This window comes from Roseibium sediminicola (assembly GCF_023156505.1).
Lineage (GTDB): Bacteria > Pseudomonadota > Alphaproteobacteria > Rhizobiales > Stappiaceae > Roseibium > Roseibium sediminicola.
The window spans coordinates 181,170-203,959 of the sequence record NZ_JALNMJ010000007.1 but is presented as its reverse complement, the minus strand read 5'-3'; the positions used below and the strand labels follow the sequence as shown (position 1 = coordinate 203,959).

At 62.9% G+C, this 22,790-nt stretch carries 19 protein-coding genes; 13 read left to right on the top strand and 6 right to left on the bottom strand.

Translation table 11 applies throughout. The features are described 5' to 3' along the window. Positions 1–133: 133 nt before the first annotated feature. From M0H32_RS12445 to M0H32_RS12435, 3 genes are read right to left on the bottom strand one after another with little or no spacing between them, the layout of a single operon-like run. The gene (locus tag M0H32_RS12445) at positions 134–1,201 is read right to left on the bottom strand and encodes an ABC transporter substrate-binding protein (RefSeq protein WP_248154385.1); all 1,068 of its coding nucleotides are present in this window, start codon (positions 1,199–1,201) and stop codon (positions 134–136) included. After that, positions 1,198–2,595 carry a sensor histidine kinase N-terminal domain-containing protein gene (locus M0H32_RS12440; protein ID WP_248154383.1) on the bottom strand — a complete coding sequence of 466 codons (1,398 nt, stop codon included), beginning with the start codon at positions 2,593–2,595 and terminating at the stop codon, positions 1,198–1,200. The genes M0H32_RS12445 and M0H32_RS12440 overlap by 4 nt, the downstream gene beginning before the upstream one ends. Next, positions 2,588–3,259, bottom strand: a complete 672-nt coding sequence (locus M0H32_RS12435; protein WP_248154381.1) for a response regulator — start codon at positions 3,257–3,259, stop codon at positions 2,588–2,590. The genes M0H32_RS12440 and M0H32_RS12435 overlap by 8 nt, the downstream gene beginning before the upstream one ends. Positions 3,260–3,454: 195 nt before the next feature. On the opposite strand from M0H32_RS12435, the gene M0H32_RS12430 reads away from it, so the two are divergent. The 6 genes from M0H32_RS12430 to M0H32_RS12405 all read left to right on the top strand — a co-directional run bounded on the left by M0H32_RS12430 (position 3,455) and on the right by M0H32_RS12405 (position 9,796). Further along, entirely contained in the window at positions 3,455–4,444 is a 990-nt protein-coding gene (locus M0H32_RS12430) for a Bug family tripartite tricarboxylate transporter substrate binding protein (protein ID WP_248154379.1), read from the top strand. Between the two features lie 374 nt (positions 4,445–4,818). Then, positions 4,819–5,250, top strand: coding sequence for a tripartite tricarboxylate transporter TctB family protein (locus M0H32_RS12425; RefSeq protein ID WP_248154377.1), 432 nt, complete (start codon positions 4,819–4,821; stop codon positions 5,248–5,250). Between the two features lie 12 nt (positions 5,251–5,262). Beyond that, positions 5,263–6,804 carry a tripartite tricarboxylate transporter permease gene (locus M0H32_RS12420; RefSeq protein WP_248154375.1) on the top strand — a complete coding sequence of 514 codons (1,542 nt, stop codon included), beginning with the start codon at positions 5,263–5,265 and terminating at the stop codon, positions 6,802–6,804. Positions 6,805–7,141: 337 nt separating this feature from the next. After that, complete coding sequence (locus M0H32_RS12415) at positions 7,142–7,711, top strand: hypothetical protein (protein ID WP_248154373.1); 570 nt, start codon at positions 7,142–7,144, stop codon at positions 7,709–7,711. A gap of 254 nt (positions 7,712–7,965) precedes the next feature. Then, positions 7,966–8,793 carry a lytic murein transglycosylase gene (locus M0H32_RS12410; RefSeq protein WP_248154371.1) on the top strand — a complete coding sequence of 276 codons (828 nt, stop codon included), beginning with the start codon at positions 7,966–7,968 and terminating at the stop codon, positions 8,791–8,793. A 523-nt stretch (positions 8,794–9,316) separates the two neighbouring features. Continuing rightward, the gene (locus tag M0H32_RS12405; protein ID WP_248154369.1) at positions 9,317–9,796 is read left to right on the top strand and encodes a hypothetical protein; all 480 of its coding nucleotides are present in this window, start codon (positions 9,317–9,319) and stop codon (positions 9,794–9,796) included. 191 nt (positions 9,797–9,987) lie between these two features. Here the strand turns inward: M0H32_RS12405 and hutC are convergent, their stop codons facing one another. Both hutC and M0H32_RS12395 read right to left on the bottom strand, forming a co-directional pair. Then, a complete protein-coding gene (gene hutC, locus M0H32_RS12400) occupies positions 9,988–10,689 on the bottom strand; it encodes a histidine utilization transcriptional repressor HutC (RefSeq protein WP_248154367.1) in 702 nt (233 codons plus the stop codon). 29 nt (positions 10,690–10,718) lie between these two features. Then, complete coding sequence (locus M0H32_RS12395; RefSeq protein WP_248154365.1) at positions 10,719–12,098, bottom strand: formimidoylglutamate deiminase; 1,380 nt, start codon at positions 12,096–12,098, stop codon at positions 10,719–10,721. A 74-nt stretch (positions 12,099–12,172) separates the two neighbouring features. Here M0H32_RS12395 and hutI point away from each other — a divergent pair, with 74 nt between their 5' ends. From hutI to M0H32_RS12360, 7 genes are all read left to right on the top strand, one after another. Further along, positions 12,173–13,384, top strand: coding sequence for an imidazolonepropionase (hutI, locus tag M0H32_RS12390; RefSeq protein WP_282449338.1), 1,212 nt, complete (start codon positions 12,173–12,175; stop codon positions 13,382–13,384). Beyond that, positions 13,381–14,937, top strand: a complete 1,557-nt coding sequence (gene hutH, locus M0H32_RS12385) for a histidine ammonia-lyase (RefSeq protein WP_248154361.1) — start codon at positions 13,381–13,383, stop codon at positions 14,935–14,937. Before hutI ends, hutH begins: the two co-directional genes overlap by 4 nt. Further along, complete coding sequence (gene hutG, locus M0H32_RS12380) at positions 14,924–15,721, top strand: N-formylglutamate deformylase (protein ID WP_248154359.1); 798 nt, start codon at positions 14,924–14,926, stop codon at positions 15,719–15,721. The genes hutH and hutG overlap by 14 nt, the downstream gene beginning before the upstream one ends. 28 nt (positions 15,722–15,749) lie before the next feature. Next, positions 15,750–17,423: a urocanate hydratase gene (gene hutU, locus M0H32_RS12375; RefSeq protein WP_248154357.1), complete on the top strand. Its 1,674-nt coding sequence runs from the start codon at positions 15,750–15,752 to the stop codon at positions 17,421–17,423. A 52-nt stretch (positions 17,424–17,475) separates the two neighbouring features. After that, positions 17,476–18,573 carry a TRAP transporter substrate-binding protein gene (locus M0H32_RS12370; RefSeq protein ID WP_248154355.1) on the top strand — a complete coding sequence of 366 codons (1,098 nt, stop codon included), beginning with the start codon at positions 17,476–17,478 and terminating at the stop codon, positions 18,571–18,573. 492 nt (positions 18,574–19,065) lie between these two features. Beyond that, positions 19,066–19,569, top strand: a complete 504-nt coding sequence (locus M0H32_RS12365) for a TRAP transporter small permease subunit (RefSeq protein WP_248154353.1) — start codon at positions 19,066–19,068, stop codon at positions 19,567–19,569. Next, positions 19,566–21,116 (top strand): TRAP transporter large permease, encoded by a 1,551-nt coding sequence (locus tag M0H32_RS12360; RefSeq protein WP_248154351.1) that lies wholly within the window; start codon positions 19,566–19,568, stop codon positions 21,114–21,116. Before M0H32_RS12365 ends, M0H32_RS12360 begins: the two co-directional genes overlap by 4 nt. Here M0H32_RS12360 and M0H32_RS12355 read toward each other — a convergent pair. Further along, a complete protein-coding gene (locus tag M0H32_RS12355; protein WP_248154349.1) occupies positions 21,110–22,321 on the bottom strand; it encodes a glycoside hydrolase family 3 protein in 1,212 nt (403 codons plus the stop codon). The genes M0H32_RS12360 and M0H32_RS12355 overlap by 7 nt on opposite strands. Positions 22,322–22,790: the final 469 nt, after the last annotated feature.

Sequence of the window (22,790 nt, the reverse complement as noted above, 5' to 3'; positions counted from 1 at the left end):
CTGGAACATCGCAGCTCAAGAGCAAGCAAAGCGTTGCCCCCTTCCGGCTTTCTGGAAACAGTAGGGCCCGGGTCGGCGCTTCGCTTGCCCGGGGTGCCGCCTCTGTTTGTGGCGCGTCTCAGAAGATCCGCCCCTACGGCCCCGGAAACGTCGCGCGCCAGCGGCGGAGGAAGGTTTCTCGGGTCAGGGCGTCGAGAGCAACCATAAGCGCCGGCGACAGACTGATGGGACGCAGCGCCGTTGGGCTCAGAACTTCGCCCTCATTGCCTTCGTCGGTTTCCAGGAGCGGGCTGATGAGAAGCGCGGTCCGAAGCGCCAGCGTGCCCTCAGGCGACAGCAGATAGTCCAGGAACTGCTCCGCCGCGGCCTTGTTGGCGGCCGTCTTCGGGATCATCAACGCCCGCGACAACACCAGCGTATAGTCCGAGGGCAGAACGATGCCGATGCGGTCGTCGCGCTGTTGGTAGCCCTGGGCATAGGACCCGAGGACGTTGTAGGCGATCAGGTAGTCGCCTTCGGCAACACTTTGAATGATGTCGGCCGAACAGCAGGTCGAGACCGCGCCGGAGCGGCCAAGCGATTCCTGCAGCGCGCCGAAGGTCGAGGCTTCCTGGGCATCGGCGAAGGCGAAGAGATAACCGAGACCCGACTGCTCGATGTCATAGGTCGCCACCCGGCCCGCGTAAGGCGTCTCCGAGGGGCGCAAGAGGTCGAGCAGGTCGAAGCGGGTCTGTGGAATGTCCTCCGCCGGCACCAGGTCGCGATTGTAGACCATCACCGCCGGTTCGCGGGTGATCCCCCATAATTCGTCCCGCCATCTGAGCGCCGCCGGCAATTGCGCGGTCAGGCGCGAGGAATAGGACCAGGCACAGGCCTCGTTGACCAGCTTCACCATCTGATGCACGCCGGAGCTGATCACCACATCGGCGCCCTGGCGGTCTTCCCGGCAATCCTGACGGCTAAGCCGGTAAAGCTCGTTCGAGCCCCATTGCTCGTAACGCACCTGCAGGCCCGGGCGGGTCGACAGGAATTCCTCGACCACCGGGCCGAACACCGAAATATCGGTTGTCGACCTGAGCACGAACACCTGTGCGGGCGCCGCGGCGCCGAACACACGCACCATTTCCTGGGCATGCGCCGGCGGCACCTGGCCGAGACAGGCAAAGACGGCAATGGCTGCGATCAGCAAGCGTGCCCTCATGACGTCCACTCCGGCGCGGCGGCAAACATCAGCGACGCCCGGAAGGTGTTGTCTCCAGTCTTTTCGAGCGCCAGTTCGCCGCCGAAGGAAACGGCAACGGAATGTGCAATGGCAAGACCGAGGCCGGAACTGGCCTGGCGCGACAAGGTACCCTTGTTGAACCGCCCGCCGAGCTCGGCAAGGACGGCGTCCGCCGGGCCGGTTCCGGCATCCTCGACCCAGATCCCCGCACGATTGCCCTCGCGCGACGCCCCGATCCGCACCGGCGAAGCGCCGTATTTGACGGCATTGTTGAGCAGGTTTTTCAGCGCCTCCTTGAGCGACGGTTCGTCCGCCATCACGATCACGGGCGCATCGCCGATCTCCAGCTGGATATCGAACTCCGGATTGAGCACCTGATGGTCGCCCTCCTCGAAGACATCGAGCGCAATGTCGCGCAGGTCCACCGCCTCGCGCCGGGCGCTGTCGCCGCGATGGATCACCAGCGCCTGGGCCAGCATCTGGTCAAGCAGCCGGCCGAGACTGGCGGTGCGGGTCTGCAGCCGCTCGACGATCTTTTCCTTGCGGGCCATGTCCGCCTCGTCGGTGAAGAGATCCGCCTGGGCGCGCAGCGCCGCCACCGGTGTGCGCAGCTGATGCGCCGTGTCGGAAATCAGGTGGCGCATGGAATTCATCTGCCGGTCGAGCCTTGCCATGAAGCCGTTGAGCGCATTGACCATCACCGCCGTCTCGCGCGGCACCGCCGTATCCATCGGTGTCAAATCATGCGGATCGCGCGCCGACAGGCCGCCCGCCATGGTTTCCAGCGGCTTCAGCACGGAACGGACGACGACAGCAGACAGCAGCACCATGGCCAGTCCGGAGGCGGCCAGCACGTAAAGCGCCTTGCGGGTGATGTCATAGGCCATGGCATTGCGCGCTTCGATCGTCTGGCCGACCACCACCTGGATGGTTCCGTTGAGCGTGCGTTCCGCGAAGCGCCGCGAGACAACCGCGAACCGGGCCGGCGCCCCGAAAAAGCTGCCGTCGAAAAAGCCGTCGCGCAGCGCGTTGCGGCCTGTCGGCAGAACCAGCTCGTCATAACCGGTCAGGGTGCTGCCGTCCGGGCCAATGATGCGGTAGCCGATCCGGTCGTCCGGGGCGAGTGCCAACAGCTCGAAGGCCGAAACAGGCAATTCGATTTCCGGCTGACCGTCCCGCACGGAAATCGCCGAGGCAATGTCGGTTGCCGCCCCGAGCAAGAGCCGGTCATAGGCGCTGCGCGCCGCCTCGCGGCCATAGGCGAAGGCCGCGATCGAGACGATCAGGCCGCCGAAGATCAGGAGGAAGGCAATGCCGACGGCAACACGCGCGCTTAAGGACAGCGTCGCCAACCGGCGCATCAGCTCAGTCATCGGCGGTCAGCTTGTAGCCAAGCCCCCTCTGGGTCTCGATCTTGACCGAACAGTCCGCCAGCTTCTTGCGCAGCCGGGCGATATAGAGTTCCAGCGCGTTCATGCCGACATCGGTGTCCTGGAAACTGAACACACCCTCGAACAGCCGCTCCTTGCTGACCGTCTTGCCGCGATTGTGGATCAGGATCTGCAGCAGCGAGAATTCCCGGCGGGTCAGGCTGATCGGGCTGTCCTCCCGGTGAACCGAGCGGGCGGAAGCGTTGAAGGTCAGGTTGCCGATCTTCAGTTCCTCGGCCTTGTCGCCGAGATCGCGCCGGTAAAGCGCCCGGATCCGGGCTTCCAGCTCGCGGTGGTCGAACGGCTTGACCAGATAATCGTCGGCGCCGGAATTCAGCGACGACACCCGGTCGTCGACGGAAAATTCCGCGGTCAGCATAAGCACCGGGGTGCGGTCGCCGCGCGCGCGCATTTCCTTCAGGAGCTCCGTGCCGAGCCCGTCCGGCAGGTTGATGTCGAGCACGATGACGTCATAACGCTGGACGTCGACACAGCCCCTGGCCTCTTCAAGGGTCTTGGCCAGGTCGCAGGCAAACCCTGAGCGTTCCAGCCGGATCATGATCGCCTCGGCCACGTCGAACGTGTCTTCCACCAGCAGCAAGCGCACCGATTCTGTCCTCCCTTGCCTGAGCATTGCACCGGCGTTCCGCTGCTGGCAAGCGCAGCTGCCGCATGGTGACAGGTTAATGACAGGGAACGGCGCTAGGCTTTTCTCACGTCCGTTGGGAGGACCCGCAAACGAGCGGAACAACGGATCAAAAGGGCTCAGTCAAAGCCTGACTTCATGTGGAGGAAACACATCATGGCATTCAAACCGACCCGCCTTCTGCTGGCGGCCGCTTTTCTCGGCGCATCCGCCTTCGGCGTTGCCGCCCAGGATTTCTCTCCGGAAAATCCCGAGTGCATCGCACCGGCCAACCCGGGCGGTGGCTGGGACTTCACCTGCCGCCAGGTCGGCAAGTCCCTGCAGGACCTGAAGCTGCTCGACAAAACCATGCAGGTCGTCAACCTCGCCGGCGGCGGCGGCGGCGTGGCCTTTGCCGAAGTGGTCAACAAGCGCGGCGATTCCAACGACCTGATCGTGGCAGCTTCCTCGGCCACCGCGACCCGTCTCGCCCAGGGCGCCTATCCGGGCAACACCATGGACCAGGTCCGCTGGCTCGCCTCCATCGGCGCCGACTACGGCGTGATTGCCGTTGCCGCCAACAGCCCGATCAACACGCTCCCCGAGCTGCTTGAGAAGATCAAGACCGATCCGAAGTCGGTGTCCGTTGCCGGCGGTTCCGCCGTGGGTGGCTGGGACCACCTGAAGGTTCTGATCGCGGCCAATGCCTATGGCATCGACGATGTGCGCTCGGTCAAGTACATCGCCTTTGACGGCGGCGGCGAAGCTGTCACCCAGCTCTTGGCCGACAGCGTTCAGGCCTTCACCGGCGACATTTCCGAAGCCAAGGGTTTTGTCGACAGCGGCGACATCAAGGTGATCGCGGTGCTGGCACCGGAGCGCCTGCCGGGTGAATTCGCCGACTTCCCGACCGCCAAGGAACAGGGCGTCGACGCCATCGGTGCCAACTGGCGCGGATTCTACGCTCCGGGCGGCATGTCCGACGAAGCCTACAACGCCTGGGTCTCCAAGATCGCAGAGCTATATGCCAGCGACGAGTGGAAAGGCATCATGGCCGCCAACGGCCTGGCGCCGCTCGATCTGCAGGGCGATGCCTTCCAGGAATTCGTTGCCAACTCGGTCAACCAGATCCAGGGCATCTCCAAGGAAATCGGCATCATCAAGTAAAACCGATCCGAACGACCTCGACCACGGGGCGCGGGCAACCGCGCCCCGAACATTGAGAACCAGTCCCCTCTCCATAGCGTCATCCCGGCCAAGCATCGCGCGAGCCGGGACCGGAGAGCCCCAAGGTCTTCGAATTTCATCGAGACCACGGCTCACAGATCCAGGATCTTCGCGATGCTCCGTCCGGGATGACGAACGAGAGGGTTTCGAAATCTCGAAATGCCTTATCAGCGCTTTTACCTGCGCGCTCCGGGATCACCGGCCGGGTTTCCGGTCTGGATTGTCGGCGCCCCCGGTGGCACAGTGAAGCCGCCGTTCAACAATCAAACAATAGCGGCCACCGGTTGGGGAAGAGCCGCCAAGGGAAGGAAACCATGAGCGACCGCATCTTCGGCGTGGTCGGGCTACTCCTTGCACTCGGATATGCCTGGGCCGCTCTTACCATCGAAGAAAGCTTCCTGTCCGACGCCGTCGGACCGAAAGCCTTTCCCCTGATCATCGCGGCCGTTCTGGGCTTAGCTTCGATCGCCGTCATCGCCAAGCCGGACGCTGCGCCGGAATGGCCCTCCCTGATGCGCTTCCTGGAAGTCGGCGCGGCCATCGTGGTGATGATCCTCTACGCGATCTTCCTGCCCGAACTCGGCTTCGTGATCGCCACCGCGCTCGCCGCCACCTATCTCACCTGGCGCCTCGGCACGCGGCCGATCTCCTCGGTCGTTTCCGGCTGCCTGACCTCCGCCGGCATCTACGCCGTCTTCCATCTCGTTCTTGGCCTGTCGCTGGCCAAGGGCCCCCTCGGCTTCTAAGGAGCAGATCCCATGGAAACTCTCGGCTCCCTGGCTGACGGCTTCGTCATCGCGCTGACCTGGCAGAACCTGCTGCTGGCCCTGCTCGGCTGCTTCCTCGGCACCATGATGGGCGCCCTGCCCGGCCTTGGCCCGTCCAACGGCGTCGCCATCCTGATCCCGCTCGCCTTCACGCTCGGCCTCGGCGCGACGCCCGCGCTGATCCTTCTGACCTCGGTCTATTACGGCGCCATGTATGGCGGCCGCATATCGTCGATCCTCTTGAACATTCCCGGCGATGAACCGGCGATGATGACCTGTCTCGACGGCTATCCGATGGCCAAGGCCGGGCGGGCCGGTGAAGCGCTCGCACTCTCCGGCATCGCCTCCTTCGTCGGCGCGTTCCTGGCGACCTGGGGCCTGATCCTGCTGGCGCCGCAGCTGGTCAAGATCGCACTGCTGTTCGGCCCGGCCGAATATTTCGCTCTCTTCACCCTCGCCTTCGCCACCCTTGGCGGCGTTGCCTCGACCAACCAGGCCAAGACCGCAATTGCCGCCGCGCTCGGCATCGGCCTTGCCACCGTCGGCGTCGACACCCAGACCGGTGTGCCGCGCTTCACCTTCGGCGAAGTCCATCTTTATGACGGCATCGACTTCCTGGTCGCCATTGTCGGCCTGTTCGCCCTGTCGGAAGTGTTCCTGTTCCTGGAGCACCGCCACGGCGATGCCGACGCCGCCGGCCACAAGGTCTCCGTCGGCAGGATGATGCCGAGCTGGTCGCTGATCAAATACTGCACCCCGACCATGCTGCGCACCAGCTTCCTCGGCTTCATCGCGGGCGTGCTGCCCGGCGCCGGCGCCTCGCTCGGCTCGTTCATTTCCTACACGATGGAAAAGAAGCTGGTCGACAAGGATGGCACCTTCGGCACGGGCGACCCGCGCGGTGTCGCCGCCCCGGAAGCCGGCAACAACGCCGCCGCCGGCGGCGCGCTGGTGCCGATGCTGGCGCTCGGCGTTCCCGGCTCCGGCACCACCGCCGTGCTGCTCGCCGTCCTGCTCGCCCTCAACATCACCCCGGGCCCGCTGCTCTTCACCCAGCAGCCGGATGTGGTCTGGGGCCTGATCGCGGCGCTGTTCATCGCCAACTTCATGCTGCTGGCCATGAACATCCCGATGATTGGCCTGTTCACCCGGGTACTGCTGATCCCGCCGCGCATCCTGATGCCGATTGTCGCCATGGTCAGCTTTGTCGGCATCTATGGCATCTCAGGCTCGTCCTTCGACCTGCTTGTCATGATCGGCTTCGGCGTCATGGGCTGGATCCTGCGCAAGCTCGACATTCCCCTGGTGCCGATCATCCTCGGCACACTGCTCGGCAATTCCATGGAGAACAACCTGCGCCGGGCGATCACCATCGACAACGGCAACTGGTGGACCCTGGTCGACAGCCCGCTCTCCCTCACCCTCTGGGCCCTCGCCATCATCGGTTTCGTCCTGCCGATCATCTTCGGCCGCGTGCTGAAGGCGCGGATGAAACACATGAAGCGGGACGAAGAGGGATCGACCATCGACTGATCGGCTCGCTGGTCTCGTGAAACGCAAAACGCCCTTTCCGGATGGAGAGGGCGTTTTTGTTTGGGAAAGCTTCTCGGTCGTCAATCCGGGCGGGCTGCAGTGCAGCTGCATGTCCAGATCCGGACCCCAGCGCATAATTCGCGCCAAAGGCATGTCCTGATTGATGAATGCTGATTGTTGCTTGGTTTTGTGCGCGGTGACAGACATTCGTCAACGCGCTCCCGGGAACAGCCGATCCACCCCTCTTTCACGCGGAGCGGAATCCGAATACCGTGCGCCCTTCTGAAGACCCCGGACGGTTCCTCACCGCTTGGAAAGACTGGAAAACGCAGGTATCGTGGCTGAACTCGCTCTCTCTGGCTCTGTTACACTCGCGTATGTGCTGACCAACATTGACGGCCTCATGGTGTTTGTCGCCCTGTCGGCCTCCGGCAAGTGGAAACAGACAAGCCTAAGCTTTCTGATCGCCCAGGCGACTGTCATCGTGGCCGCCTTTGCGACCGGTGCGTTTGCCTCCGGACTGCCTGTGCATCTTGTCGGATGGCTCGGACTGGCACCGATAGTCCTCGGGCTTTATCAGCTACGCCGCGAATTCTCCGAGACCTCTGGCAGCTCGCCTGGAACGAATGAAAACCCGCTCGGTGCGGCGGTGGTGTTTGTCGCTCTCAGCACCGACACCCTGGTTCTGCTTGCTGCGTTCTTTGCCGACAGCAGAGAGACCTTCGACCACCTGGTCCTGATCGGCGCCTTGCTGGCCGTTTGTATCCTGTTGGCATCCGGTTCCCTGTTATCCCGCAGCCTCGGCTTCAGCGAGGAGGCGATGCGTAAGCTACAGCGACTGACGCCCTTTGTGATGATTGCGGCGGGCGTCTACATTCTGATGGACACGGGCACCGATGCGCTGTGACAGCGGCGCAGCAGCCGAAAAACTCCAGCCATCGCCCCTCCAGGCTTCGGTCTCAGCGCCATCAACCGGCAGATACCGCGCTCAAACGGAAGACTATTGAGCCTCAGGCCAGACCGCAAAAAGTGATCTTCGGGGATATCAGGGCACCTGGCCTTCGTCGCTCTAGATCCTAATTGCCATAAGTGGAAATATGAACATCAAGTACAAAAGCCTGTCAGCTTGACCTTGGCTCATCCGGATTGATGGAGATTGATTTGACACCAGGACAGACCATTTTGCGATCCATGGTGATCGCCTCCGCGATGCTGCTGGCAACACCGGCCCTGGCAGCCTCCTGCATCACCAGCAAGGGACAGTTTCAAGCCTACAAGCAGCAACTGGCGCAACAGGCGGCAAACGCCGGTGTCGGGCGGCGCGGTCTGCAGGCGCTGCAGCAGGCCAAGCTCTCCGGAATCACGTGGAAGTTTGAATCCAGCCCGTCCTCGCAATCCAGCATGCGCTATCGCAGTCCGGAACAATTCCTGAAAAGCCGGTTTTCAAGCGTGAATTCGTTTGTCTCGGGAGCCAGGCAACGGCTCAACCAAAACGCAAGGCTGTTCCGGTCTATCGAAAAGCGCTACGGCGTGCCGGGATCCGTCCTGGTGGCGATCTGGGGCTATGAGACCGGCTGGGGCGGATACACGGGGAAAACGCCTGTCGTCAGCGGCGCCGTGACCCTGGCGTCCTATTGCCGCCGGTCTCCGCGATTTGAAGACGATGCGATCGCGGCCCTGCAAATGGTCGACCAGGGGCTTCTGACAGGCAACAGCCGTGGCGGCCCATCGGGTGAACTGGGGCACATGCAGTTCCTGGCCGGCAACTGGAGCCGCTACGCCGTGGACGGCAATCGCGACGGCCGCACCGACCCCAACAATGCTGCCGACGCGCTTGCAACGGCCGCGAACATGCTGCGCCGGAACGGCTGGCAGTCCGGACGGCCCTTCGGCGAAGGCACGGCCAATTTCCGTGTCCTGTCGGCGTGGAACGACAGCGGCAACTACCAGCGTGCAATTGCTTACGCGGCAGGACTGATCCAACAATAGAGCTCTTCCCCGTTTCAGGGATTGGAGGGTAACCTTCCGTGAATCGACGCGAGCTCGAGCTTGAATGGCCGAGAGCGGGTTGCCCTTGGCCGCATCCGGTTTTCCGATGGGGTCTTGTCGGCATGGACGGCGAAGAAGGAGCTGTCGCCGTGGCTGCTGGGGGCATACGGAATCAGCCATTCAAATGCGGTGACTTTACCCCCTCCAGTCCATCTTTCCAGAATTGGAAAACGACTTCAAAAGTCTTGCCGCGGAACGGCCGCCAGCAAATAAGCGGTTTTGGCGACACACAAAAGACGCCATCAATCAAACGGTGACGCCACCCTGGAAAATCCCTTAGTTTCAAGAATTTCATTCAATAAAAATGTATTTTTAACACAGCCTCCCCTGCCTTCACCGCCATCATGGAAACAAGAATACATAGAGATACATCATCAAAAAACTCTTCCCGCGAAAATTGATTGACTGCAACTAGATTCGCGCGCAGCGTGTTTCGGCAACTAAAAAATGGGGGGAGTGAAACATGTCAGACAAAAACAATTGCACACTGATTTTCAATCGACCGGATGTTTTCACAAAAGTTGAATACATCGACAAAACTCTAGATTGCACACCCGGTCAGCCATGCGACAAACCAGATGTCCATTATGTAAATGAGACAGTCGACGTCAACCTGATCTGTGATCGCGAAGGCAGCGGACAAGTCGCTGAAACCTTCAAAGGCTGGTGCAACAATGATTGGCAACACGCCATAGCAGTCACCCACAACGCTTACCTGCCCGATGAGTTGAATTTTTGCTTCCAGCTTCGGCTTTCCTATCCCAATGGCGCAACACAGGACATCTTCCTTGGTCAAGGACATACTCTGGGAAGCAACAACTGGTGGCTCGGCAGCTTGGGAATTGGCCGAATAGGAGACAATGTCCCGATACTGCACGCGGCCGACGGCACGGATTGGAAGATTATCCCGAACACACACTCCTTTGATTTTGAAGCAATGTGACGGAAACACCTGTTCGCGGTGAAACCACGACCCAAAAGTCATCAGATCGGGCAAGCCTCTGTTGGCACCGTGAAATCATCATGATCGAAGCGGTCCATACGGCGCGGCCCCAATCGGCGGAACGGGCCTTTCGCTGAACAAAGCCGTGACCTGGTCTTAAACGGGGTGGAGGGCGCGCGAACGCGCGCCCTCTAGATTTCCGTCCGCATCCGGTAGCCCGGCGCAAAGATCATGCGCACATGGGTGATCGGCAGCTCGCCGGCCCAGGTGATGCGTTCCATGGCGAAGAGGGCACTGCCCTTGGCCGCATCGAGTTTTTTCGACAGCGTCTTGTCGGCATTGACTGCGAAGAAGGAAATGTCACCGTGGCTGTAGGGCGCGTTGTGGACCAGCCATTCGTTGGCGGTGACGTCGTTGAACGTCATGTCGCGGGCCGTGGGCGCCGCGGCGAGATTGATGTAGCGCTCCTCGAAAGCGTAAGGACGGTCATCGGCGAAATGCAGCGTCTTTAAAAAGAGCACGTCCTCACCGAGGCTCACCTGAAAGGCGCCGTGCAGCATTGGCGGCAGCGGGCGCAGGTCGCGCTCCAGCAGGCTGTGGGAATAGGAGCGGCCGAGCGCCTCGACTTCCTCGCGGATGATCGGGATGGTGAGCGTCGCCCGCTGCGGCGGGTTGAGCGCGACCCGCGTGCCCGCCCGGCGCTTGCGCACCACCAGGCCGCTTTCCGCAAGATCCCTGAGGGCCCGGTTGACCGTGGTGCGGGCGCAGCCGAATTCCTCGGCGAGATCCGCTTCATGCGGGATCTGCTCGCCCGGCTGCCAGACCCGCTCGTGGATCCGCCGCAGCAGCTCCTCGCGAATGCCGGTCCAGGAATTTGTGTCGGTCAGCGTCAAGTCTCAGTAGGTCCCGTCAAAGTCATCATTCAAAGCCGGCCGCGCAAAGAGGCCATGGTGGCTCTGTATCTGGCGCGGATGGCCTCGCCTTTTACATGGTTTCCGTCCGAAACAACATGGCGGCCGGCGGACCAGACCTCTTTGACCATGCGGTCGTCGCCGGCGAAGATCCAGGCATCGAGAATTTCGTCGCCTTCGCGGCCTTCCAGATCGATGGCCTTGCTGTCGAGTGCCAGCAGATCAGCGTAGCACCCTGCCTCGATGGCACCGGACCGGCGCCCGATGGCCTGGGCGCCGCCGGCTACAGTGCCGTCAAACAGCACCCGGCCGGTGGACTTTTCTCTGGTGGCCACCGAGGCCCGGCAGGTGTCGCGCAGGCGCTGGGAATATTCCAGGGTCCGGAGTTCTTCGGAGAGCGCGATCCGGATGTTGGAATCCGAGCCGACGCCGAAGCGACCGCCATGAGACAGGTAATTCACGCCGTCGAAAATGCCGTCGCCAAGGCTGGATTCGGTGATCGGGCAAAGACCGGCAACCGCGCTGGCTTTCGCCAGGCCCTCTGTTTCGGCCGGGGTCATCTGGGTGCAGTGGATCAGACACCAGTTCCGGCCGACGTCGTGATGGGACAGAAGCCACTCGACCGGGCGCTGGCCCCAGGCCGCCAGAACTTCGTCCACTTCCGGGATCTGCTCGGCGAGATGCATGTGCAGCGGGTTGGAGCCGGCAAGCGCGACGGCGCTCTTGAGGCCGTCGTGATCGACCGCGCGCAGGGAATGCGGCGCGACACCGATGACGGCGTCTTCCGGCAGGGTCTTCAGCGCCTTTGCGGCCAGTTCATGCAGCTTGCTGAACCGCTCGGTGTCATTGCCGAAGCGGATCTGGCCCGCAGCCAGCGGGCGCTTGTCGCAGCCGCCATACTGGTAATGAACGGGCAGATGGGTCAGGCCGATGCCGGTGCCTGCCGCCGCTGCGATGATGCGTTCGGAGAGCTCCGCCAGATTGTCGTAGGGCGCTCCGCCCGGCTGGTGGTGCAGATAATGGAATTCACCGACGGCGGCATAGCCCGCCTCCAGCATTTCCATCTGCACGAAGGCGGCGATCGCCTCGACATCTTCCGGCGTCAGCGCATCCAGAAACCGGAACATGATCTGGCGCCAGGTCCAGAAACTGTCGCGCGGCTCGTTGCCGCGCCGCTCGCTCATGCCGGCCATGGCGCGCTGGAAGGCGTGGCTGTGCAGGTTGCTCGGCGCCGGCAGCAGGATACCGACAGACTGCCCTGTCGCGGCCGTATCACGCTCAACGGATAGGATCCGGCCGTCGGCATCAAAGACCACCGCGACATTTTCCGCCCAGCCACCCGGCAGCAGTGCCTTTTCCGCAAAAACCGTCGCGCCAGAAACTGTCGACATGCCCGCTATTCCTCCGTTGACACGTTAATATGTGCATGCATATTATCTTATAACGCAATCTAATCAAGCCGGAGTTGACCGTGACCAAACGCCTTCTCACCAATGCCAGACTGGTGACGCTTGCCGAGAGCGATGCGCCCTATGGCATGATCGACGACGGCGCACTGGTGATCGACAAGGAACACATCTCCTTTGTCGGCAAGGCAGTTGATCTTCCTGCCGACACCGCGGACCTGCCGCGCGAGGACCTTGGCGGTCGCCTTGTCACCCCCGGCCTCATCGACTGCCACACCCATGTGGTTTTTGGCGGCGACCGGGCCCGTGAATTCGAGATGCGCCTTCAAGGCGCCACCTACGAGGAAGTCGCCCGCGCCGGCGGCGGCATCGTTTCCACTGTCAAGGCGACCCGCGCTGCCAGCGAGGAAGAGCTGCTCACCGCCGCCCTCACCCGGGTCGACGCGCTGATCGCCGAAGGTGTCACGGCTCTCGAGATCAAGTCCGGCTACGGCCTGGACACCGATGCTGAACTCCGGATGCTGCGCACGGCGCGAAGGATTGCCAAAGAACGCCCGGTCACCGTCAGGACCAGTTTCCTCGGCGCCCATGCCATTCCGGCCGAGTACAAGGACCGGGCCGACGCCTATCTCGACGAGGTCTGCCTGCCGACGCTGGAGGCCGCCCATGGCGAAGGCCTGGTCGATGCGGTCGACGGTTTCTGCGAAGGCATTGCCTTTTTGCCGGAGCAGATCAAACGGGTTTTCGACGAGGCGAAGGCACTCGGCCTGCCGGTAAAGCTGCATGCCGAGCAGCTCTCCAATCTCGGCGGCACCGCCCTTGCCGCGTCCTATGGCGCGCTGTCGGCCGATCACCTGGAATATCTCGACGAAGCCGGTGTGGCCGCCATGGCCCAGAGCGGTTCCGTCGCCGTGCTGCTGCCCGGTGCGTTCTACACCTTGCGCGAGACCCAGATGCCGCCGATGGAGCTGCTGCGCCAACACAAGGTGCCGATCGCGCTCGCGACCGACTGCAATCCGGGCTCCTCGCCGCTCGCCTCCCTGCTCCTCACCATGAACATGGGCTGCACCCTCTTCCGGATGACGCCGGAAGAAGCGCTTGCCGGTGTCACACGGTTCGCCGCCAGGGCGCTCGGTCTTGAGGACCGTGGCACGCTGGAAGCCGGCAAACGCGCGGACCTCGCCATCTGGAACATTTCCCATCCGGCGGAGCTTTCGTACCGGATCGGTTTCAACGCTCTCGAAAAACGCATCTTTGGAGGCTCTGAATGAGCGCCCTGACCCTGACGCCGGGCTCTGTCACCCTGGCCGATCTGGAACGCATCTACCGGGCGGAACTGCCCGTCACCATCGACCGGACCGCGGAAGCCGCCATCAACCTGGCCTCCGAGCGGGTCGCGGAGGCGGCACGGGGAAGCGAAGCCGTTTATGGCGTCAACACCGGTTTCGGTAAGCTCGCCAGCGTCAAGATCGCTGCGGAAGACACCGCGACGCTCCAGCGCAACCTGATCCTGTCCCATTGCTGCGGGGTCGGCGAGGCCCTCGACCGCACCACCACCCGGCTGATGATGGTGCTGAAGCTTCTGTCCCTCGGCCGCGGCGCTTCCGGCGTGCGTATGGTCGTGCTGAAGCTGATCGAGGATTGTCTTCAGCACAACGTCACCCCGGTGGTCCCGTCCCAGGGCTCCGTCGGCGCCTCCGGCGACCTTGCCCCGCTGGCCCACATGACCGCCGTCCTGATCGGCGAAGGCGAAGCCGAATTCGGCGGTGAGCGCATGCCCGGCGGTGAAGCGCTGGCAAAGGCCGGTCTCAAGCCGGTGGTGCTGGGGCCCAAGGAAGGCCTCGGCCTCATCAACGGCACCCAGTTCTCGACCGCCTGTGCCCTGACCGGCCTCTTCGACGCCTGGCGCCTGGCGGAGGCGACCCTGGTCACGGCAAGCCTGTCCACCGACGCCATCATGGGCTCGACCGCGCCGCTCCTGCCGGAGATCCACGAGCTGCGCGGCCATCGCGGCCAGATCGAGGTCGCCCGCGCCATGCGCCAGATCATGGACGGCTCGGAAATCCGCGAAAGCCACCGCGAGGGCGACACCCGCGTCCAGGACCCCTATTGCATACGCTGCCAGCCGCAGGTGGCCGGTGCCTGTGTCGATCTTCTGCGCATGGCCGCCCGCACGCTCGAGATCGAGGCCAATGCGGCGACCGACAATCCCTTGGTGCTGATCGATGCCGGCCGGATCGTGTCCGGCGGCAATTTCCACGCCGAGCCGGTCGCCTTCGCCGCCGACCAGATCGCGCTGGCGATTGCCGAACTCGGCGCGATTGCCCAGCGCCGCGTCGCGCTGATGGTCGACCCGACCCTGTCCTTCGACCTGCCGCCGTTCCTGGCCAAGGATCCGGGGCTGAATTCCGGCATGATGATCGCGGAAGTCACCACGGCGGCCCTGATGAGCGAGAACAAGCATCTCGCCAATCCGTGTTCGACGGACTCAACCCCGACCAGCGCCAACCAGGAAGACCATGTCTCCATGGCCGCCCATGGCGCGCGGCGCCTTGTCCGCATGAACGCGAACCTTTCCCAGATCCTCGGCGTGGAACTGCTCTGCGCCGCCGAGGGCATCGAGCACCGGGCACCGCTCACCACCAGCCCGTCGCTGCAATCCGTGCTGGCGCGGCTGCGGGACACCGTGCCGAGCCTGGACGCCGACCGCTACATGGCACCGGATCTCGACAAGGCCGCCGAGCTGGTGCGCACCCGCGCCCTCGCCTCGGTCGTATCGCCAGCGCACATGATCGAGCTGGGAGAGACCCATGCAGCCGGTTGAGGTTTTCAAGGGTGACGGCCCTGTCGTTCTCGGCGTGCCCCATGCCGGCACTTTCGTGCCCGAGGCGATCCGCACAAGGCTCAACGACACCGGCCTGAAACTGGCCGACACCGACTGGCATGTGGACCGGCTCTATACCGGTCTCCTGCCCGGCGCGAGCATGGTGAAAGCCAACTTTCACCGCTATGTCATCGACGCCAACCGGGACCCGGAAGGGGTCTCGCTCTACCCGGGCCAGAACACAACAACCCTTTGCCCGGTCACCGATTTCGACGGACGCCCCATCTACCACACCGGCGAAGAACCGGAGACGGACGAAATCGAAGCGCGGCGCCTTGCCTGGCACGCCCCGTACCACACCGCGCTTGCAGCGGAGCTGGACCGGGTGCGGGCCAGGCATGGCGTTGCCATCCTCTATGACTGCCACTCGATCCGCTCGGTCGTGCCATACCTGTTTGAAGGGCCCCTGCCCGACTTCAACACCGGAACCAACAACGGCACCACCTGCGCGCCCGAAATCGAGGCCGCCGTCGTCAGCCGCACAAACGCCGCCGAAGGCTACAGCTCGGTGCTGAATGGCCGTTTCAAGGGCGGCTGGACCACCCGGCACTACGGCCGCCCATCGGAAGGCTTCCATGCCATCCAGATGGAGCTGGCCCAGAAGACGCATCTGGCCACCGAGGACACGCCCTTTGCCTATGACGAGGCCAAGGCGGAGCGCCTGCGTGTGCATCTGCAAGACATCCTGAGCGCGCTGGAAGCCCTGGCGCCCAAGCTTATCTAATCGAACAAGACACCCGGGAGAGCCCCACATGACCAATCCGCGCCACAACGCCCGCGACATCTTCCCGCCCACCGGCACAGAGCTCAACACCAAGTCCTGGCTGACCGAAGCGCCGCTGCGCATGCTGATGAACAACCTGCATCCGGATGTCGCCGAGAACCCGCATGAGCTGGTGGTCTACGGCGGCATCGGCCGCGCGGCCCGCACCTGGGACGATTTCGACCGCATCGTCTCCAGCCTCAAGAGCCTGGAAGAAGACGAGACCCTTCTGGTGCAGTCCGGCAAGCCGGTCGGTGTCTTCAAGACCCACAAGGACGCACCGCGGGTTCTGATCGCCAATTCCAACCTGGTGCCGAACTGGGCCAACTGGGACCATTTCCACGAGCTCGATAAAAAGGGCCTGGCCATGTACGGCCAGATGACTGCCGGTTCATGGATCTATATCGGCACGCAGGGCATCGTGCAGGGCACCTATGAGACCTTCATGGAAGCCGGCCGCCAGCATTACGAAGGCAACCTCAAGGGACGCTGGATCCTGACCGGCGGTCTCGGCGGCATGGGCGGCGCCCAGCCGCTTGCCGCCGTCATGGCCGGTGCCTGCTGCCTTGCCGTCGAGTGCGACGAGAAGAGCGCCGACTTCCGCCTGCGCACGCGCTATGTCGACGAAAAGACCCACTCCCTCGATGAAGCCCTTGCGCTGATCGAAAAGTGGACCAATGCGGGCGAAGCCAAGTCCGTCGCGCTGATCGCCAACGCCGCCGACGTCTTCTCCGAACTGGTCAAGCGCGGCGTCAAGCCGGACATCGTCACCGACCAGACCTCCGCCCATGACCCGGTCAACGGCTACTTGCCCCAGGGCTGGACCGTCGCCGAATGGCGCGCCAAGGCCGAAACCGATCCGAAGGCGGTCGAGAAAGCCGCCCGCGCCTCGATGAAAGTGCATGTCGCGGCCATGGTCGACTTCTGGAACATGGGTGTGCCGACCCTCGACTACGGCAACAACATCCGCCAGGTGGCGATGGAAGAAGGCCTGGAAAACGCCTTTGCCTTCCCGGGCTTCGTGCCGGCCTATATCCGGCCGCTGTTCTGCCGGGGCATCGGCCCGTTCCGCTGGTGCGCGCTCTCCGGCGACCCGGAGGACATCTACAAGACCGACGCCAAGGTGAAGGAACTGATCCCGGACGACGAGCACTTGCACAACTGGCTCGACATGGCGCGCGAGCGCATTTCGTTCCAGGGCCTGCCGGCGCGCATCTGCTGGGTTGGTCTCGGTCAGCGTCATCGCCTCGGCCTTGCCTTCAACGAAATGGTCCGCAACGGCGAATTGAAAGCACCGATCGTAATCGGCCGCGACCACCTGGATTCAGGCTCCGTCGCTTCGCCGAACCGCGAGACCGAGGCCATGCAGGACGGCTCCGACGCCGTCTCCGACTGGCCGCTTCTGAATGCCCTGCTCAACACCGCCTCCGGCGCGACCTGGGTGTCGCTGCACCATGGCGGCGGTGTCGGCATGGGCTTCTCGCAGCATTCGGGTATGGTCATCTGCTGCGATGGCACCGAAGATGCCGACCGGCGTATCGGCCGCGTGCTGTGGAACGATCCGGCCACCGGCGTGATGCGTCACGCCGATGCCGGTTACGAGATCGCGCTCGACTGCGCGAAAGAACAGGGGCTCAACCTGCCGGCTATTTTGGGGAAATAATCAAGCACGGCGGGACGTTCCGATCGATAACCTGTGACTGAGGGGTAATACCATGAAAAGACGTGATTTCCTGAAAGCCGGCGCGACCGGCACCGCCGCCGTCGCGGCCTCCACGCTGGCAGCTCCTGCCATCGCCCAGGACGTGCGCCAGTGGCGCATGGTCACCGCCTGGCCGAAGAACCTGCCGGGCCCGGGCGTTGCCGCCCAGATGCTGGCAGACCGCATCACCGCGCTCTCCGGCGGCCGCATCGAGGTCAAGCTCTTCGCCGCCGGTGAAATCGTGCCGGGCAATGGTGTCTTCGATGCCGTCGGCCAGGGCACGGCCGAGCTCTACCACGCCGTTCCTGCCTATTGGGGTTCCAAGTCCAAGGGCATCCTCTTGTTCGGCTCCCAACCCTTCGGTCTGACGGCGCCGGAACAGGCCGGCTGGCTGATCCATGGCGGTGGCCAGGCGCTTTATGACGAGATCTATGCCCGCTTCAACCTGAAGCCGTTCCTGTGCGGCAACTCCGGTCCGCAATGGGCCGGCTGGTTCCGCACCGAGATCAACAGCGTCGACGACCTGAAGGGCCTGAAGTTCCGCTCGACCGGTCTTGCCTCTGAAATGTGCTCCAAGCTCGGCATGGCCGTCCAGGCCATGAGCGGCCCGGCCATGTTCCAGGCCTTGCAGTCCGGCGCACTCGATGCCGGCGAGTTCATCGGCCCGTGGACCGACAGCGCGCTCGGCTACTACCAGATTGCCAAGAACTACTACTGGCCGGGTGTCGGCGAGCCGTCTTCCGCGGAAGAATGCGCCGTCAACCTCGAGGCTTACAACGACCTGCCGGACGACCTGAAGGAAGCCGTGCAGCGTGCCTGCGCCAGCCTCTATAACGACGTCCTCACCGAGTACAACACCAAGCACGCCCAGGCCCTGACCCAGCTGGTCAACGACCATGGCGTGATGGTGCGCAAACTCCCGGACGACGTCATCGTCGCCATGGGCAACGCCGCCGGCGAAGTCATCGCGGACCTTCGGGCCAGCGACGACGAACTGGTGGTCCGCATCACGGAAAGCTTCCTCGCCTACCGCAAGCTGATGCGCGACTACATGCCCTATGCCGACAACGGCCAAATGAACGCCCGCGTCATGGACTACGCCTACGACTAAGGTGTTCAATTTCGGAGGAGGGCTTCTCTCCTCCGAACAAGGTGGGCCAGCCCACCCACGGCGTCATCCTGAGGAGGGCCTCAAGGCCCGTCTCGAAGGATCGGCACCTTGTGATTAAGCAAGCGGCCAATCCTTCGAGACAGCGCTCCGCGCTTCCTCAGGATGACGCTGTGGGTGTTGGCAGCTTCCTCGGGGTTTTGGCAAAGGGACATATTTCCTCACCCCGCTTTCCGTCATCCCATGGCTTGACCATGGGATCCATTCCGTTTCCTCTCGTCTCCGGTGAACGTCTCGAGGGAACGGCATGGATTGCAGGGTCAAGCCCTGCAATGACGAAGAACGGAAGGACTGGGCGGCAAGACACGAGATGCTGCGGCGTACTGGGTCCCGGATCTGCGCTGCGCTCCGTCCGGGATGACAAGTGGCAGGTGTTTCGGTCTTAATCCACGATGGCACTCCCGGCAGTCGCCGGGCAACTAACAGGATCCACGAATGGACAGAGTGGCGGGCGCGCTGGAGCGTGTGAATTCGGTAATAGGCAACACATTGTGCTGGGCAGCGCTTCTCATGCTGCTGTTGCAGTTCGTGATTGTGCTCTTGCGCTATGTCTTCGGCTACAGCTTCATTTTCCTGGATGAGGGCGTTCTCTATTTCCATGCGGCGATCTTCATGCTCGGCGCCGGCTACACGTTCCTGGTCAATGCCCATGTCCGCGTCGACATCTTCTATGCCAAGGCAACGGCGCGCAGTCAGGCCTGGATCGACCTGTTCGGCCACCTGTTCCTGCTGACCCCGGCGCTGCTCGTGCTGATCTGGTTCTCCTGGCCGGCGGTGCGCGGCAGCTGGGCCATTCTGGAAGGGCCGATTTCCGTCGGCGGCATTCCTGCCTCATTCCTCCTGAAAAGTCTCATTCCCGCGTATTGCGTGCTGCTCCTGATCCAGGGCGTGGCGGCCTTCATTCGTGATCTTCAGAAACTGAAAGGCGCTGACGCATGAGCCTGCCGCTCGACCTCATCATGTTCGGCGCGCTGATCGCCTTCATCCTGCTCGGTTACCCCGTCGCCTTCACCATTGCCGGTGTCGCCACCGCCTTCGCCCTCATCGGCTGGTGGATCGGCGACTTCAACATCCAGCTCATGGGGGCCATGGGCCAGCGTTTCTTCGGCGTCCTGACCAACCCGGTTCTGACCGCGATCCCGCTGTTCGTGCTGATGGGCGTCATTCTGGAAAAGAGCCGGATCGCCGAGGATCTCCTGGAAACCATGGGACGTCTTTTCGGAAAGATGAACGGCGGCCTTGGCGTCTCCGTCGTCCTGGTCGGCGCGCTGCTGGCCGCCTCGACCGGCATTGTCGGCGCGACCGTCGTCGCCATGGGGCTGATTGCCCTGCCGACCATGCTGCGCAACGGCTACGATCCGAAACTTGCCTCCGGCATAGTCTGCACCGCCGGCACGCTCGGCCAGATCATCCCGCCCTCGACGCTTTTGATCATTCTTGCTGACGTCATGTCCAACGCCTTCCAGCAGGCGCAATATGCGCAGGGCAAGTTCACCATCGAGACCATCTCCGTCGGCCAGACCTTTGCCGCCGCCATGGTTCCGGGCCTGCTGCTGGTCGTGGTCTACTGCGTCTATATCCTCGTCCGTGCCCGTCTGTTCCCGGATGACGCCCCGGCGATGAAGGAACATGTCGACCAACCCTCCGGTTCGGAAATCGCGGGCGCCATCGTGCCGCCGATCCTCCTGATCATCGCCGTGCTTGGCTCGATTCTCGGTGGCATCGCTTCGCCCAACGAAGCCGCCTCCGTCGGCGCCGTCGGCGCGATCCTGCTCGCCGGCCGCCGTCTCGGCATCTCCACAAGGCTGATCGTGCTGGCCACGGCAGCGCTTCTGATCCTGGCGGTCGCGGCCTCCGTGCTGCCGGTGCGCCTGCAGCGCTCCGACATTTCCGCGGGCGGCTATGTGCTCGCCGCGATCTATGCCGGGCTAGCCCTCTTCGCGCTCGGCGTCGTGCTGCGCATCCTGAAAGCCGCCTTCTCAGACGGGCTTTTGAAAGCCTCGCTGATGTCGACGCTGACCGTCACCTCGATGATCTTCGCCACCATCCTGATGGCGAGTTTCTTTTCGCTGGTCTTTGTCGGCCTGGGCGGTGAGGACCGGGTGCACGCGATCCTGAACGAAATGCCCGGCGGACCGACCGGCGCGCTGATCTTTGCGATGCTGTTCGTCTTCGTGCTCGGCTTCTTCCTGGATTTCGTCGAGATCTCGGTGATCCTTCTGCCCGTCCTGATCCCGCCGCTGATCCTGATGGGCATCGATCCGATCTGGTTGACGGTGCTGATCGCCATCAACCTGCAGACCTCGTTCCTGACCCCGCCCTTCGGCTTCTCGCTGTTCTACCTGCGCGGCGCCGCCCCGAAGGAAATCACAACGGGCCAGATCTATCGCGGCGTGGTGCCCTTCATTGCCCTGCAGATTGTGGCCGTCGCGATCCTGTGGCTGTTCCCGATCATCGCCACCTTCCTGCCACGCTGGCTTTATTGACCGGCCGAGAGGGAACAGCGCTCCGGGTCCTGCACAGCCAGCCGGGCTTTGAGTGTCCTTATCCGGCCATAGGCCGCATCGATCTGCTCCCGAAGGGCCGGATTTTCCATCACCGCCTTCAGGAGGATATTCGCGACCTTCGCCGGGATCTCCGGATCCGGCCGCTTGTCATTGGCGAAGAGAAGAATGTCCGTGCTGGCAGCGACCGCGCGCAGAACGGCCTGCTCAAGGGAGAAGCTGCGCCGGATGGCATTCATCTGCAGATCGTCGCTGATGATGACACCGGAATAGCCGAGATCACCCCTGAGCACATCTCGCAGCGCCCGTTGAGACAGCGACACCGGCACACGTGTGCGATCTTCCTGAAGCGCGCGGTTGATGACATGTGCCGTCATGATCAGATCGGCCCGGTCTTCGTCGATCAAACGCTGAAACGGCTTCAGCTCTTTCTCGGACCAGGTTCTGGAGATGTCGACCGCACCACGGTGACTGTCCCGGCGGCTGGAGCCGTGTCCCGGGAAATGTTTCAGAGCCGTTAGCACCCCCTGATCCCGATGGGCATCGACAAAGGCGGCGGCGTAGTCCGCCACGCGTCCCGGATCGCCCGAGAAGGAGCGGTTGAGCCGGCCAATGATCGGATTGCGGGGATTGATATCGACATCTGCAACGGGACCGAGATTGAGCGTGAAGCCCCAATCGGCGAGCCCCCTTGCAAGCACACCGTAAACCAAGGCCGCTTCGGCGGGAGACTTGCGCCGCGCCATGTGTTTCGCCGAAGCGGTCTGCGGAAACCCATGATGCCGTTTCAGCCGCTGCACAGTTCCGCCTTCCTGATCGATCGCGATCAATGGCGGCAGACCGGTAGGGGCAACCGACGACAACGCGGCATTCATCCGGCAGACCGTGGTCCGGTTTTTCAGGTTCCGCCCGAGATAGAGCACACCACCGACCTCACCGGACCGCAGCTGTTCGCGGACCCGTTTGAAGCCTGCGCTGCCGGGCGCATTGCCCAGAAAACCGACCAGGATCATCTGACCGATTTTGGTCTCCAGCCCGATCTTGTCTTCAGCGGCGACCTCGGCAGGCAGATCCGGCCTGTCTGCAAGCGCGGGCCCACGTCCGGCTGACAGGGTCAGCAAGGCAACCAGAACTCCTACGCTAAGCCGGCTCGAGAACCGCATGTCGATCTCCGAACTGTCGGGCATAGGACACCAGCTTAATATATGGCATTTGCGCGCTAGTGTTGTGAATTTGAAATTCGCCTCATTGTTGCAGCGACCATCGAAGCGAATTTCAAATTCGAAAACCACACTAGAAACATATGCTTGCTAGTCACCCTTTTGAATCTGAAGCTCGTTCCGTGTGTGCCGGGAAATAAGACGAACTTCAGATTCGGGTGACTAGGGTCTGTGGACAATTAGGTTTCGGTCTTGGCGCTTGTCGGATTTCGGTCTTCGAGCAGGAGGAAAGTCCGCAGTGGTGTTGCCCACCACAAGGTCTTTCCGACGCACGCGAAACCGAAATCCACAGCGTCCCCCCAGATATTGGCAATGGGGATTTGGCTCAAATGGCTCATTTCGGCGTCGCAAAGGCTTGAAAGGGCCGGCCCTTCCCGCGCCCTTGCTTCTGGAAATTGAGCCATTTGCATCCAAACCAAGACCAAATCCTAATTGT